This window comes from Achromobacter sp. (genome assembly GCF_049647645.1).
Lineage (GTDB): Bacteria > Pseudomonadota > Gammaproteobacteria > Burkholderiales > Burkholderiaceae_B > Achromobacter.
The window spans coordinates 1-13105 of record NZ_JBARYB010000125.1; the positions used below are offsets into that span (position 1 = coordinate 1).

14 protein-coding genes and 1 tRNA gene are annotated in these 13105 nt (G+C 64.2%); 2 read left to right on the top strand and 13 right to left on the bottom strand.

From position 1 onward, the window contains the following. Nucleotides 1–263: 263 nt before the first annotated feature. Both WBB14_RS14880 and WBB14_RS14885 read right to left on the bottom strand, forming a co-directional pair. The gene (locus WBB14_RS14880; RefSeq protein WP_424240510.1) at nucleotides 264–1190 is read right to left on the bottom strand and encodes a 3-hydroxyacyl-CoA dehydrogenase family protein; all 927 of its coding nucleotides are present in this window, start codon (nucleotides 1188–1190) and stop codon (nucleotides 264–266) included. A gap of 36 nt (nucleotides 1191–1226) precedes the next feature. Continuing rightward, the gene (locus WBB14_RS14885) at nucleotides 1227–2165 is read right to left on the bottom strand and encodes an SMP-30/gluconolactonase/LRE family protein (RefSeq protein WP_424240511.1); all 939 of its coding nucleotides are present in this window, start codon (nucleotides 2163–2165) and stop codon (nucleotides 1227–1229) included. 209 nt (nucleotides 2166–2374) lie between these two features. On the opposite strand from WBB14_RS14885, the gene WBB14_RS14890 reads away from it, so the two are divergent. Then, nucleotides 2375–3274, top strand: a complete 900-nt coding sequence (locus tag WBB14_RS14890) for a spermidine synthase (RefSeq protein WP_424240512.1) — start codon at nucleotides 2375–2377, stop codon at nucleotides 3272–3274. Nucleotides 3275–3313: 39 nt separating this feature from the next. Here WBB14_RS14890 and WBB14_RS14895 read toward each other — a convergent pair whose 3' ends face one another. From WBB14_RS14895 to WBB14_RS14905, 3 genes are all read right to left on the bottom strand, one after another. Next, nucleotides 3314–4066 (bottom strand): SDR family oxidoreductase, encoded by a 753-nt coding sequence (locus tag WBB14_RS14895; protein WP_424240520.1) that lies wholly within the window; start codon nucleotides 4064–4066, stop codon nucleotides 3314–3316. A 99-nt stretch (nucleotides 4067–4165) separates the two neighbouring features. Beyond that, complete coding sequence (locus WBB14_RS14900; protein WP_424240513.1) at nucleotides 4166–5443, bottom strand: rhomboid family intramembrane serine protease; 1278 nt, start codon at nucleotides 5441–5443, stop codon at nucleotides 4166–4168. Between the two features lie 106 nt (nucleotides 5444–5549). Continuing rightward, nucleotides 5550–5996, bottom strand: a complete 447-nt coding sequence (locus WBB14_RS14905) for a hypothetical protein (protein ID WP_424240514.1) — start codon at nucleotides 5994–5996, stop codon at nucleotides 5550–5552. A gap of 123 nt (nucleotides 5997–6119) precedes the next feature. Between WBB14_RS14905 and WBB14_RS14910 the strand changes: the two genes are divergently transcribed. After that, the gene (locus tag WBB14_RS14910) at nucleotides 6120–6557 is read left to right on the top strand and encodes an acetyltransferase (RefSeq protein WP_424240521.1); all 438 of its coding nucleotides are present in this window, start codon (nucleotides 6120–6122) and stop codon (nucleotides 6555–6557) included. A gap of 133 nt (nucleotides 6558–6690) precedes the next feature. Here WBB14_RS14910 and WBB14_RS14915 read toward each other — a convergent pair. From WBB14_RS14915 to WBB14_RS14950, 8 genes are all read right to left on the bottom strand, one after another. Continuing rightward, a tRNA-Pro gene (locus WBB14_RS14915) sits at nucleotides 6691–6767 on the bottom strand. 220 nt (nucleotides 6768–6987) lie between these two features. Next, nucleotides 6988–7419 carry a MerR family transcriptional regulator gene (locus WBB14_RS14920; RefSeq protein ID WP_424240515.1) on the bottom strand — a complete coding sequence of 144 codons (432 nt, stop codon included), beginning with the start codon at nucleotides 7417–7419 and terminating at the stop codon, nucleotides 6988–6990. 57 nt (nucleotides 7420–7476) lie between these two features. Beyond that, nucleotides 7477–7818, bottom strand: coding sequence for an integration host factor subunit alpha (locus WBB14_RS14925; protein WP_424240516.1), 342 nt, complete (start codon nucleotides 7816–7818; stop codon nucleotides 7477–7479). Nucleotides 7819–7821: 3 nt separating this feature from the next. After that, nucleotides 7822–10239, bottom strand: coding sequence for a phenylalanine--tRNA ligase subunit beta (gene pheT / locus WBB14_RS14930; RefSeq protein ID WP_424240517.1), 2418 nt, complete (start codon nucleotides 10237–10239; stop codon nucleotides 7822–7824). 13 nt (nucleotides 10240–10252) lie between these two features. Further along, nucleotides 10253–11275 carry a phenylalanine--tRNA ligase subunit alpha gene (gene pheS / locus WBB14_RS14935; protein ID WP_424240518.1) on the bottom strand — a complete coding sequence of 341 codons (1023 nt, stop codon included), beginning with the start codon at nucleotides 11273–11275 and terminating at the stop codon, nucleotides 10253–10255. A 75-nt stretch (nucleotides 11276–11350) separates the two neighbouring features. After that, a complete protein-coding gene (gene rplT / locus WBB14_RS14940; protein ID WP_006218741.1) occupies nucleotides 11351–11710 on the bottom strand; it encodes a 50S ribosomal protein L20 in 360 nt (119 codons plus the stop codon). Between the two features lie 17 nt (nucleotides 11711–11727). Continuing rightward, entirely contained in the window at nucleotides 11728–11925 is a 198-nt protein-coding gene (gene rpmI, locus WBB14_RS14945; protein WP_006218740.1) for a 50S ribosomal protein L35, read from the bottom strand. Nucleotides 11926–12201: 276 nt separating this feature from the next. Further along, nucleotides 12202–13105: YifB family Mg chelatase-like AAA ATPase (locus WBB14_RS14950; protein ID WP_424240519.1), on the bottom strand; the 904-nt coding region annotated here is incomplete at its 5' end.

Sequence of the window (13105 nt, forward strand, 5' to 3'; positions counted from 1 at the left end):
CCCTCCGTCCGGCCACCGGCTCAGGACATCCGCCCATGAACGGGGTCCGAAACCAACGCATTAGGCGACTGCCAGCCGAGGACCCCGGAGCCATCCGAAGCGCAGCCCCACCGGGGCGAGCATCGGAATGGCGCAGGGCAGCCTCGGCGGCTAAAGAACCCTGACATCCGCAAGCTCGATGCCCTGCCGCCCCGCTGACGTGCCCCGAAAGTTGGATTTATGTCCAATTTTCGGGGGTCAGTTCAGTCCCGCGACAGCCTGCGTCAGGCCAGCGCTTCCTCATCCTTCAAGATCTGCATAGCCTTGCCCAAGGCGACCTGGTAGCGCCGCTGCTCCTGGGCGACACGGTCCGGCGTCCATTGATAGAAGCCCTTCAGGGAAGGCGACTTGACGCCTATGTTGCCCTGCTCGACCAGCTCGCGCATGAGAACGCTGGGCCGGTCGTCCGTACGCAGGTGTGGATACATGGTCGCGGCCGCCGCGCAATGGATGTCGATGCCGGCCAGATCCTTCTGCAGCAGCGGGCCGGCCGCGATGTAGCGGAACCCGAACCCGTAACGCACGGCAGTGTCCACGTCCTCCGCGGACGCGAAGCCTTCCTCGACCAGCGCGATCGCCTCGCGCATCAGCGCATGCTGGATGCGGTTGGCCAGGAAGCCCGGCACGTCGCGCTTGACCTGCACTGGCTTCTTGCCGGTATCGCGCATGATGCGGCTGACCTCCTGGGCCATGGCTTCATCGGTGGCCTCGCCGCGTATCACTTCCACGGCGGGCACCAGGTGGGCGGGCATGAAGTAATGCAGGCCCACCATGCGTGCGCGGGTCTGCAGGCCCTCGCCAATGGCGCTGATCGGAAAGCTCGACGAATTGCTGGTCAAGGGTATGGAGGCAGGCGCCAGCTGTTCCAGGCGGGCGAACACCGCGCGCTTGGTTGCCAGCAGTTCCGGCACGCACTCGACCACGATGCGGGTATCGCTCCAGTCGATTTCCTCCATGGTTGCGCTGGTCGCGATGCGATCCGCGTCCGCCTGGCCACCGATCATTTCACTGGACGCGTTCACGCGCTGCATCGCGGCCGCGCGCGCGGCCGCATCGGGTTCCACCAGCCACACGCGCCAGCCGGCCGCATGAAAGCCGGCGGCGACGTCGGCCCCCATGGTGCCCGCGCCCAGCACAATTGCCTGATCCATCTGTTCTGTCCTTTTGGTGGTTGGAGAATGTCGTATTCAGAGGGCCTGCGCGGCCGGCGCCGCCAGGTACATCGGCTTGCCCGCCACGTCGAGATCGACGCGCAGGATGCTGGCCGAACTCGACTCGGTGATGTAGAGCGTGCGGCCCGCAGGTCCGCCGAAGGCCAGGTTGGTGGTGTGCAGCCCTTCGGGAGACTGGATGCGCAAAGCCGGCTGGCCCAGCGCATCCATGCACCAAACGGTGCCCAGACCCACGTGGGCAATGCACAGTCCGCCCTGCGCATCCAGCGCCAGGCCGTCCGGGCCGCCGCCGCCCGACATTTGGATGAAGGTGCCGACCTTGCCGACCTGGCCGTTGCGCAACAGCGGCACCTTCCAGATGGCGTTGGCCCGCGTCGCCGCGACATACAGCGCGTGCTCGTGCAGATCCATGACCAAGCCATTGGGGCTGGGTATGCAGTCGAGCAGGCAATCCAGCTGCCCGTCCGGCCGCAACCGGAACAGGCGCCCGGAGGGATCCTGCCATCCGGTCATGCCCTGGTCGGTGAAATAGAGATCCCCTGCTTCCGAGAAGAACAGGTCGTTCACGCCCTTGAAGCGCTCGATGTTGTAGCGTTCCAGCACCGGGCGCACCTCGCGGCGCTCAAGGTCGAACTGCATGATGCCGTGCTTGTAGTCGGCGATGAAGATGCGGCCGTCGCGGTGGAACTTGAGGCCGTTGGGCCAGCCGTCGTACTGCACGAGCGGCTCGAATTCGCCGCGCTCATCGACACGCAGGACGCGGCCGTTGATGACGTCCACGCAATACAGCAGGCCGTCCGGCCCGAAGGAAGGCCCTTCCAGCAGCGAGCGCGGCGGATTGCCCTGCGGCTGGCCGGCCACCCACTCGTTCAGGTCCTGGCCTTGCCACTTCAGTTCGTCGGGCAGCCGGGCGTAGACGTTGGCCTGAATCCTGGGGACGGGATCGTAGAACATGCGGGTCTCCTCTGATTTTCTGAACGGGAATCTATGCGTCCCGTTTCGAGCAAAATTCTAAGGAGAGCCGAGCATTTAAGGAAATGAAATATATCGAACGAGATTTTCAAAAAAAACGATAGTTGATCTTGCCCGTTGGCAAAGGCACAAGGGTCTTGACCCGTTCTCATACGTCAAGAATCGGCGCGACCGCCCCGGGGCGCGATACGATGATGCGTCCCCTACTTGCCGCTTGCCGCTCCATGTTCCGTCTTGCCATCCGCATCGTTCTGGTAGTCCTCATCGCCGGCGCCGCCCTGGCGCTGCTGCGGGGCAACGGCGGCCCGCAGCTGATCCACAGCGAAGACTCGCAATTCGGCAAACTGCTCGTGTTCGAGGAGAACGGCGAGCGCTGCATGAACTTCAACTCCATGCACGACGTCGGCCGCCAGACCTGCATGAGCCTGGAGCATCCCGGGCAGCTGGTGTTTTCCTATACGCGCATGATGATGACCGCGCTCTATGTCAATCCCAAGCCGCGCAACATCCTGATCATCGGCCTGGGCGGCGCCACGCTGCAGAAGACCCTGGCCGCGCTGCTGCCCGAGACCGTCATCGATACCGTGGAGATCGATCCCGCCGTAGGCAATGTCGCGGGGCGCTATTTCGGCTACCAGCAAAGTCCCAGGCAACGCCTGTTCCTGGAAGACGGCCGCGCCTATATCGAACGCGCTCATCGCGAAGGCCTGCAGTACGACATCGTGATGCTGGACGCGTTCGACGTCGACTACATCCCCGAACACCTGATGACGCTCGAGTTCCTGCAACACGTGCGCGGCATTCTCGCGCCAGGCGGCGTGGCGGTGGCCAACACCTTCACCGAAAGCCTGCTTTACGAACGCGAATCGGCGACTTATGCCGCCGTGTTCGGAACGTTCTTCAATCTGCAAACAAGCAACCGGGTCGTCATGGCGGTCAATGGCGAGCTGCCCGGTCGCGATGAACTGGCGCGCAATGCCGCGGCGCTGGACGCCAGCCTCGGACCTTTGGGCGTAAATCTCAAGGAGGCCCTGAGCATGTTCGCGCGCAGGGAAAAGGCCGCGAGCGAAGCGCCCGTGGTGCGCGATTGAGCGACGCCGGCGCCGGGCTGCGGCCTACCGGCCGCAGGCTCATTTCACCGCCGAATTGCCCCCGTCCGCGTAAAGCGCGGACCCCGTGACGAAACTCGCCATCGGGCTTGCCAGGAACAGCGCGGCCGCGGCAATTTCATCGGCGCGCGCAATTCTCTTCATGGCGTGCAGGTTCGCTGCCCAGTCTTTCTGTTCCTGGTTCCCGGCCATTTCGGTGTCGACCCCACCAGGCAACAGCGCATTGGCCCGGATGCCTTGCGCGCCGTAGTCTGCCGTGATGCCCTTGACCAATCCCATCAGCGCGGCTTTCGACGTTCCGTAAGCGGCCATCCCGGGCAAGCCCACGCTCGTCCCCACAAAGCTGGAAACGAAGACCAACGCGCCGCCGCCCCGCTCCAACATGGCCGGGATCTGATGGCGCGCTCCCAGGAACGCCGCGGTGAGATTGACGCTCAACGTGCGCTCCCATTCGTCCAGACCGACTTCCGCCAGCGGCTTGATGGGTCCGACGGTACCGGCATTGTTCACCGCGATATCCAGGCCGCCAAACTCACGCTGCGCATCTTGTACCGCTTGCCTGTGGGTTTCAGGCTGCGCGACGTCTCCCGCCGACACGCAGGCGCGCCCGCCCGCGCCTCTGATCTCGTCCGCCACCTGCTCCAGCAGATCGCGGCGTCTCGCGGTCAGCACCAGCGCCGCGCCCTCGGCAGCCAGGCGCAACGCCACCGCGCGCCCGATGCCCGAGGACGCCCCCGTCACCAAAGCCACTTTTCCAGCAAGAGATAAAGACATCGGCGCCAGCTCCAAACATGAATGATGCCTGCATCCTACGAACGCGGACGCGCCTTGTCCTCCCGTTTGTTGCTGCCTGCTTGCGTATGATCGCCACCGCTAGTGCGAACGCGCGCAACTCCAGTATGGACACCCCGACCGACTGATGATGGCCGACGCCAGTTCACCCGGCCGTCGGAGTATCCCTTGCATGGCGTTCGCCTGCGCTTGCAATGGCGCTGACTCAGTCCGGTACTTCCTGCCCCCATCCACCAGGAATTTCATCAAGAGGCGCGTCTGCAATGCCTGCTCTGCCTCGAGTTCGGCGGGCTGTTCCTGAAAGATTGCGGCATAGATCCGGGTCTGCATCGCGCAGTATTGCTCTGCACCGGCCAATGCCTTGCGCGCGGCGGCGTCCGGGTATAGCTGCTGCAACTCGACGGTTTGCGCCTGGCAATCGTGATACCAGCGCGGCATGAACGTGGCCAGCAGAACCTGATCCCGCTCGTCAGGCTTCACGCACCGGCGCACGTCGGGCGCCGCGGATCCGCCTTGCGCCGCCTCGAACAACGCGCGGTCGACGCACTCATCGAGAATCAGCGCGCTCGCCGGCGCTTGGGCGGACTGCAGCAGTCCCATCTTCCCCAGCGTGTGCTCAAAGCGCGCAGCGGCGATCTGCTGCTGCATGTCGCGATCATGATTATCAAGCGTCACCACGGCCAATGCCGCGGCGCCGACGATGCCAGTACCGACCAATACCGCCGCTGCCGCCACGGGCCGCATACGTTCGGCGCACAGCGCGATGCCCGCGAGCAGCGCCCCCGCAAGCAAACCGCCCAGGTGCGCCGCATTGTCGACGTCGAACGCGAAGCCCGCGCCGAAGGTCAGCGCCAGGCTCAACAGCAGATTGCCGGGCGCGATATGGGGCCGCCCCATCCGCCGGTCGTGCAAGCCGTAAACGATCGCCGCCCCGAAAATTCCCAGGATCGCGCCCGACGCCCCGCAACTCAGGAAAAACTCGCCGCGATGCCATAGCGCCGTGACCAGGCTGCCGCACAGGCCCGACAGCATATACACGCCCAGGAACACCCAGGAACGCATGCGTGCCTCAAGAATGATCCCCAGCGACCACAACGCCAGCATGTTGATTGCCAGATGCAGGAAGCCGATGTGCAGGAACATGCTGGAGAACAGGCGCCAGTACTCGCCGGACAAGGTCAAGGCAGGAACGTTTCCGCCCCAGTCGATCAAGAACGAGGTTTGGCTCAGGCTCTCGAATGCTCGTGTATCCAGATATCCGGCCACGAGGTACACCGCGATATTGGAAGCGATCAGCAGAAGCGTGATTTTGCTGGCGAGTATTTTTTTAATTAACGACGTGCGTTGGGATAGAAGCATCAGGCAGTCGGATCAATGAAATGGGGTTCATCTTAACCAAGCCACGCGCCCGGCTCCATGTACACATGGCCTCGCGCGATCGTGCCGCGTTGCGCGGCGCGCCTCTTCAGCCGCCGGTTTTCGGCGCTGGCGTCTCGCTGCGGCAAGCCTCATATTGGTATCGGCCCGGCTGGCCCAAGCTTGCGGTGAACGTGCATGGCTCCCCGGAGTATGCGTGGGTGGCCTGCACTTTCAGCACGTTCCCGGATATGACGACGCTCTGCTTGCCCTGCCCGCAACTCCAGAAAGTCGTTGAGAGTTCCTCGAACGTCTGCTCCGCAATGAGCCTGGCGGGGCGGCCGGAGGCCGCGGAAGCAAGCCACTGGATGCGGACGCGGCAGCTGACGTGTTCGAAACCGACCTCCTCCACCAGGATCCGGTACGTGCCCGTGCTCGGACCCTCCGTCCAATGGCCGCCTTGCACCACGCGTGCGGGCGAGGCGTCCTGCTCCGTTTCGGCAATTGCACCGGAGGCCGAAAACGCCAACAAGAGGGTCACCACAAGTGTTCTCATGACTTTCATCCGCAGACCAGCTGGAGTTATCAATGACCGCTACGCCTATGCCGGGTCGTCGCAGTGTACCCATTCCGGATCGTCAATTTGACGCTCCAAATGGAAATCAAATATTCTCCGCCGATGATTACGATAAGAACCTCCCGCCCCGTTGACGGCGCGCGCGTCATCAAGATCTGGCGAGACGCGGTAGACGCCACGCACGATTTTCTGTCGCCCGAGGATCGCCAGGCCATCGACGAGATGGTGTGCGGTTTTCTCCCGCAAGTGCCACTCTGGCTTGCTGTCGACGCCAACGACTATCCGCAGGCGTTCATGCTGATCGACAACGGCCACATGCAGGCGCTGTTCGTCGATCCCGCCTGTCGCGGAACAGGCATCGGCGCTGCGCTGGTGCGGCATGGCCTCTCGCTCCATCCCGACATGACCACGGACGTCAATGAGCAGAATGGCCAGGCGGTAGGCTTCTATGAAAAGATGGGTTTCCAGCGCACGGGCCGTTCGCCGCTTGACGATCAAGGCAGGTCATACCCGCTGATCCATCTGGAGTATCGGAGCTGATCAGAAGAAAAACAAAACCACCCTCTGGGTGGTTTTTTATTTTGTCCGCGCGCATGCAACGCGCTCGCCGAAAACAGGCAAGCAGAAATGAAAAGGCCGTCAGTGATTTCTCACTGACGGCCTTTGGAACTGCTGGTCGGGACGGCGGGATTCGAACTCGCGACCCCTTGCACCCCATGCAAGTGCGCTACCAGGCTGCGCTACGCCCCGAAAGAAAAAGAGTATAGCAGAACAAAAAATTGTTTGCACGCATTCGTGCAAAAAAAGTGCTGAATACTCAAAAAAATTTTCGCGCTGCGTTCATCGATTGCATCAACCGCATGCGCATCGATGCGCGCGGCGCGAGGTACTGCTCAATGCAACGCGCGGCTTGCGCCGCGCGTTGCAAGTACTGAATTCAAACAATGCGGGGAATGACGATGCGCTGTGTTCAAGCCGCAGGGCTCGCGCTGTCTACGCTTGCGCCGGAAACGTTTGCCGCCGTGCCCAAGGCTTCGGCCAGCATCGTCGAGACATTGCCGAGTTCGTTGCGCAAGGCTTGCATCTCGGCGCCCGACAGACGCACTGCCGCGTCCTGATCGTGCGGCACGTCGCGCGCATCGCCCAGGCGGTTGCGCGCGCCGCTGATCGTGAAGCCTTGCTCATACAGCAGGGAACGGATGCGGCGGATCAGCAGCACTTCGTGATGCTGGTAGTAGCGGCGGTTGCCGCGCCGCTTCACCGGCTTGAGCTGCGTGAATTCCTGTTCCCAATACCGCAAGACATGGGGCTTGACGCCACACAGGTCGCTGACTTCACCGATGGTGAAGTAACGCTTGGCGGGAATGGGCGGTAAGGTAACGGTGGATTCGGTACGTGTCATGAGGGGATTTTATGCCGCGATGCGTCAGGTGCCGATAACAATTGCCGACAAAGCGTATCACTCCTCGGCGTCGGGTGCTGTGGGCGCTGCCTGCTCCACCACGCTCTTGAGCTTCTGGCTCGCGTGGAAGGTGACCACGCGGCGCGCAGCGATGGGAATGGTCTCGCCGGTTTTGGGGTTGCGGCCAGGGCGCGGCGGCTTGTCGCGCACCTGGAAATTGCCGAAGCCAGACAGCTTGACGGAGTCTCCGCGCGCCAGGGCATCGCGGATTTCTTCGAAGAAGGTATCGACGATGTCCTTGGCTTCGCGCTTGTTCAGGCCGACCCGCTCGAAGAGCAGTTCGGCCAGTTCAGCCTTGGTCAGAGTGCGCGGCTCGGCAGCAAGCATACTGTTCCCCATGGTTCAAGCGCGTTGGCGCGCGCCATGCGCAGCCACCAAGGCTTCCTTGATGCGGGCCAGGCAATCCGCCACCCTGGCCTCGTCCAGTGTGACCTCAGTGTCCTGTAGCCAGAATCGGAAAGCAAGGCTTTTCTCGGTGACGGGCTCGCTGCCTTGGACCTTCTCGCGCCACACGTCGAACAGGCGCGCGTCCTGCACCACCGACAGCTGCGGATCCGCCTTGACGGCCGCGGCGACGGTATCGAGCATGGACTGCGCCGACACATGGGCATCGACCCACAGCGCCAGGTCGCGCACCACTACAGGCTGGCGCGAGAGCTCGCGCACTTGCGGCAGCTCGCCTTCGGACAAGGCTGCGGCATCCAGTTCGAACACGACAGGCGCATGCGCCAGGTCGGCTTGCTGAGCCCAACGCGGATGCAGTTCGCCGATCCAGCCGACGTGCTTGCCGTCCAGTTCGATGCGCGCGCCGCGGCCCGGATGCAGCGCGGGATGCGCTGCGGCTTCGAAACGCAGACGGCTGCCGCGCGCGCCGAACAGCGCCTCGACATCCATCTTCACGTCGTAGAAATCCACTTGGCGAGTCGCCACGCCCCACTGCTCTTCCACGGCCGGGCCCCAGGCCGCGCCTGCCAGCTTCATCGGCTGGCGCACGCCTGCAACTTCGAGCGGACCATCCTGCACGGACGCATCGCGCGTGAACACGCGGCCCAGTTCGAACAGGCGTACGCGCGTCTGCTTGCGATTGGCATTGTGGCGGATGTTGGCGACCAGGCTGGCGATCAGGCTGGAGCGCATGACCGACAGATGGCTGGCGATGGGATTGACCAGGCGCACTGGCGTTTCGTTGCCGGCGTAGTCGCGTTCCCAGTCGGCTTCGACGAAGCTGTAGTTCACGACTTCCTGGTAGTCCTGCGCGGCCGCAAGGCGGCGCAGCGCATGCGCGCCGCGACGGATTTCCGGTTGCGAGAACATCTTGGCGCGCGCCATCGGCGGCTCCACGGGAATGTTCTCGAAACCGTAGATGCGGGCCACTTCCTCGATCAGGTCTTCTTCAAGCTCCAGGTCGAAGCGATAGGAAGGCGGCGTGACGATGAAGTCATCGCCTTCGATCTTGAAATCCAGGCCCAGGCTGCCGAAGATCTTGGCGACCTCGGCCTGCGTGACCGGCACGCCCAGCACGCGATGGCATCGCGGCAGGCGCATGCGCACGGGTTCGCGCTTGGGCAGGTTGACGATCTGATCGTCCAGCGGACCGGCTTCGCCGCCGCAGATATCGATGATCAGGCGCGTGATGAATTCGATGTGCTCGGGGATGGTCGCGAAGTCCACCCCGCGCTCGCCGCGATGGCTGGCTTCCGAGCTGAACTTGTAGCGGCGCGCGCGGCCGGCGAGCGACTGCGGCCACCAGAACGCGGCTTCCAGATAGATGTTGCGGGTGTCGAGCGTGACGGAAGTCGCTTCGCCGCCCATGATGCCGGCCAGGCTTTCCACCTGATCCCCTGCGACCACCACGCCTACCGTCGAATCCAGCGTGACGGTCTGGCCGTTCAGCAGTTCAAGCGTTTCGCCTTCGCGCGCCCAGCGCACGCTGAGGTCGCCGCGGATCTTGTCCAGGTCGAACACGTGCGAGGGGCGGCCCAGTTCGAGCATGACGTAGTTGGAGATGTCCACCAGCGCCGACAGCGAACGTTGGCCGGCGCGCTCCAGGCGCGTCTTCATCCAGTCGGGCGTCGCTGCGCGGGCGTTGACGCCGCGGATCACGCGGCCGCCGAAACGACCGCACAGATCAGGCGCTTCGACCTTGACCGGCAGGCGCTCGTCCAGCGTGACGGGCACGGCGACGGCGGTGGGTACGGACAGCGGCGCGCCGGTCAGCGCGGCGACTTCGCGCGCCACGCCCAGGATCGACAGGCAGTCGGCGCGGTTGGGCGTCATCTTCAGGGTGAAGAGCGTGTCGTCCAGGTCCAGCGCTTCGCGGATCGACTGGCCCGGCGTCATGCCGGCCGGCAGCTCCAGGAGGCCTGCGTGGTCTTGCGACAGGCCCAGTTCGCGGGCCGAGCACAGCATGCCCGACGACTGCACGCCGCGCATCTTGGCCACGCCGATCTTCATGCCGCCAGGCAACTCGGCGCCGACGCGCGCCAGCGGCACCGTCAGGCCGGCGGCGGCGTTCGGCGCGCCGCAAACGATTTGCAGCAGCTCGCCGGAACCGTCGTCCACCTTGCAGACGCGCAGCTTGTCGGCGTCGGGATGCGGCGCGATTTCGACGATATGGCCCACGACCACGCCGCTGAAGGCGGGCGCGGCAGGCACGGTGTCTTCGACTTCCAGGCCGGCCATGGTGAGCCGGTGCGCGAGTTCTTCGGTGGCGATCGCGGGGTTGACCAGCGTACGCAGCCAGGATTCGGGAAATTGCATGATCAGCCGTCTGTTATTCGTTGAACTGGCGCAGGAAGCGCAAATCGCCTTCGTAGAACTGGCGCAGATCGTTGACGCCGTAGCGCAACATGGTCAGGCGCTCGAGCCCGGAGCCGAAGGCGAAGCCGATGTAGCGCTCGGGATCGAGGCCGAAGTTGCGCACCACTTGCGGGTGTACCTGGCCCGAGCCGGAAATCTCCAGCCAGCGGCCGCGGTTCGGACCCGAGGTGAACATCATGTCGATTTCGGCGGACGGTTCCGTGAACGGAAAGAACGACGGGCGGAAGCGCACGGCCAGGTCTTCGGTTTCAAAGAAGCAGCGCAGGAAATCGGTGTACACGCCCTTCAGGTCGGCGAACGAGATGTCTTCGGCGATCCAGAGCCCTTCCACTTGGTGGAACATGGGCGAGTGCGTGGCGTCGCTGTCGACGCGGTAGGTGCGCCCAGGCGCGATGACCTTGATGGGCGGCTTGTGCATGCGCGCGTAACGCACCTGCATGGGGCTGGTGTGCGTGCGCAGCAGCAGCGGCTGACCTTCCGCGTCCTGCATGTCGACATAGAACGTGTCGTGCATGGAACGCGCGGGATGGTCCAGCGGGCTGTTCAAAGCAGTGAAATTGGTCCAGTCGTTTTCCACTTCGGGGCCGTCGGCCACGTCGAAGCCTATGGAGCGGAAGATCTCTTCCACGCGTTCCCAGGTCCGGATCACCGGATGGATGCCGCCAGGCGCGCGACCACGGCCCGGGAGGGTGACGTCTATGGTTTCGGATGCCAGACGGGCATCCAGTTCGGCCTGCGCCAGCGCGGCGCGGCGCAAGTTCAGGAGCTCTTCGACCTTTTGCTTGGCCTGATTGATCCGGGCGCCCATCTCGCGCTTCTGCTCGGGATCGAGCTTGCCAAGGGCTTTCAGCAGCACCGTCAGCGCGCCTTCCTTGCCCAGGAACCGAGCCTTGGCGTTTTCCAGCGCGGCGGCATCGGTGGCCGCGGCGAAACGTTCTTGCGCCTGGGAGACCAGGTCGTCAACCATCAGAGTCATGAAATCCAGCCTTCAAAACGCAAACGGGGCCATTACAGCCCCGTTTGCAGCGATGCGCGATGAGTTAAAGCGCGATCAGGCAGCCAAGGCAGCCTTGGCTTGCTGCACGATGGCGGCGAAGCCGGCCTTGTCGCGCACGGCCAGGTCGGCCAGGACCTTGCGGTCGAGTTCAATCGAAGCCTTCTTCAGGCCAGCGATGAACACGCTGTAGCTGACGCCATGTTCGCGGACGGCGGCGTTGATACGCGTGATCCACAGAGCACGGAACGTGCGCTTCTTGTTACGACGGTCGCGGTAGGCGTATTGGCCAGCGCGCATGACTGCTTGCTTGGCGATACGGAACACATTACCGCGGCGGCCACGGTAACCCTTGGCGGCGGCAATGACTTTCTTGTGACGTGCGCGGGCAGTTACGCCGCGTTTGACGCGAGGCATAGTAGATCTCCCTTAGATCAAGCGAAAGGCATCATGGCCTTGACGGAGGCCACGTTGGATTCATGAACCGCCGTCGAGCCGCGCAGTTGACGCTTGGCCTTGGTGGTCTTCTTGGTCAGGATGTGACGCTTGAACGCCTGACCACGCTTGATGGAGCCGCTGCCGCGAACCTTAAAGCGCTTGGAGGCGCTTTTCTTGGTTTTCATCTTGGGCATGTTGATTCCCTAAACTAAACACTCATTGTTGATTTACATGACGCCAGGTGCTTGACGCATGAAAGGCCGATGTAGCCTTCCATGGCGGCAAAACTTGGGGACCTGTTGCCACTTCTGGGGGTACTTCCCGCCGGCACTGCTGCCCGGCGGCTTCTTCCCTGGCCGGGTCAAACCTGACTCGGATCCGGGAAAGCCTTTGATTATATGGTGATTTCCCGCATTTTGTCGAGTCGCCCGGCGTGGCGCGCTGGACCCGTACGGGATAGGTAGCGGCAATCATACGCCCGGCCGCCGGTACTGCACCGCCTGGGCAATGTGGCGGGCGCCCAGGGCATCCTCCCCTTCCAGGTCGGCTATCGTGCGCGCCACCCTCAGCGCCCGGTGCATGGCCCGGGCCGAACCGGCCAAACGGCGCATGGCCTGCAGCAGCAAGGCCTGAGCCTCATTGTCCAGACGGCAATGCTCGTCCAGCTCTGGCCCGGCCAATGCGGCATTGGGCTTGCCTTGGCGGGCCAACTGGCGCTCGCGGCAGCGCGCCACACGCTCCCGCACCGGACCGGACGCCTCCCCGGGCGGCTTGCCCATCCATTCGGGGTCGGATGGCGGCAAGGCCACATGCAGATCGATGCGGTCCAGCAAGGGGCCCGATATCTTGCCCGCGTAACGCGCCACCTGGTCCGGCGTGCAGGCGCAGGCGCGCCCGGGATGTCCGCGCCAGCCGCAAGGGCACGGATTCATGGCCGCCACCAGTTGGAAGCGGGCGGGAAACTGCGCCGCCCGCAGAGCGCGCGCGATCACCACCCTGCCCGTCTCCAGGGGTTCGCGCAGGGCTTCCAGAGTACGCCTGCTGAATTCCGGCAGTTCATCCAGGAACAGCACGCCATGATGCGCCAGGCTGATCTCGCCCGGACGGGGACGGCTCCCCCCACCCACCAGGGCTGCTACCGTGGCGGAATGGTGCGGCGCCCGGAACGGCGGCTGCCCCGCCGGCGCGCCGGACAAGCCTGCCAGTGCAGCCACGGCAGCCACCTCCAGCGCCTGGCTGCGCGCCAGCGGTGGCAACAGGCCCGGCAGGCGCACCGCCAGCATGCTCTTGCCCGCCCCCGGCGGCCCTATCATCAAGAGGCTATGGCCGCCCGCCGCGGCGACCTCCAAGGCCCGCCGCGCACCCGGCTGCCCC

Coding starts and splice junctions, on each gene's coding strand:
- WBB14_RS14880 (WP_424240510.1), bottom strand. CDS start 1,190: ATGGATCAGGCAATTGTGCTGGGCGCGGGCACCATGGGGGCCGACGTC.
- WBB14_RS14885 (WP_424240511.1), bottom strand. CDS start 2,165: ATGTTCTACGATCCCGTCCCCAGGATTCAGGCCAACGTCTACGCCCGG.
- WBB14_RS14890 (WP_424240512.1), top strand. CDS start 2,375: ATGATGCGTCCCCTACTTGCCGCTTGCCGCTCCATGTTCCGTCTTGCC.
- WBB14_RS14895 (WP_424240520.1), bottom strand. CDS start 4,066: ATGTCTTTATCTCTTGCTGGAAAAGTGGCTTTGGTGACGGGGGCGTCC.
- WBB14_RS14900 (WP_424240513.1), bottom strand. CDS start 5,443: ATGCTTCTATCCCAACGCACGTCGTTAATTAAAAAAATACTCGCCAGC.
- WBB14_RS14905 (WP_424240514.1), bottom strand. CDS start 5,996: ATGAGAACACTTGTGGTGACCCTCTTGTTGGCGTTTTCGGCCTCCGGT.
- WBB14_RS14910 (WP_424240521.1), top strand. CDS start 6,120: ATGATTACGATAAGAACCTCCCGCCCCGTTGACGGCGCGCGCGTCATC.
- WBB14_RS14920 (WP_424240515.1), bottom strand. CDS start 7,419: ATGACACGTACCGAATCCACCGTTACCTTACCGCCCATTCCCGCCAAG.
- WBB14_RS14925 (WP_424240516.1), bottom strand. CDS start 7,818: ATGGGGAACAGTATGCTTGCTGCCGAGCCGCGCACTCTGACCAAGGCT.
- pheT (WP_424240517.1), bottom strand. CDS start 10,239: ATGCAATTTCCCGAATCCTGGCTGCGTACGCTGGTCAACCCCGCGATC.
- pheS (WP_424240518.1), bottom strand. CDS start 11,275: ATGACTCTGATGGTTGACGACCTGGTCTCCCAGGCGCAAGAACGTTTC.
- rplT (WP_006218741.1), bottom strand. CDS start 11,710: ATGCCTCGCGTCAAACGCGGCGTAACTGCCCGCGCACGTCACAAGAAA.
- rpmI (WP_006218740.1), bottom strand. CDS start 11,925: ATGCCCAAGATGAAAACCAAGAAAAGCGCCTCCAAGCGCTTTAAGGTT.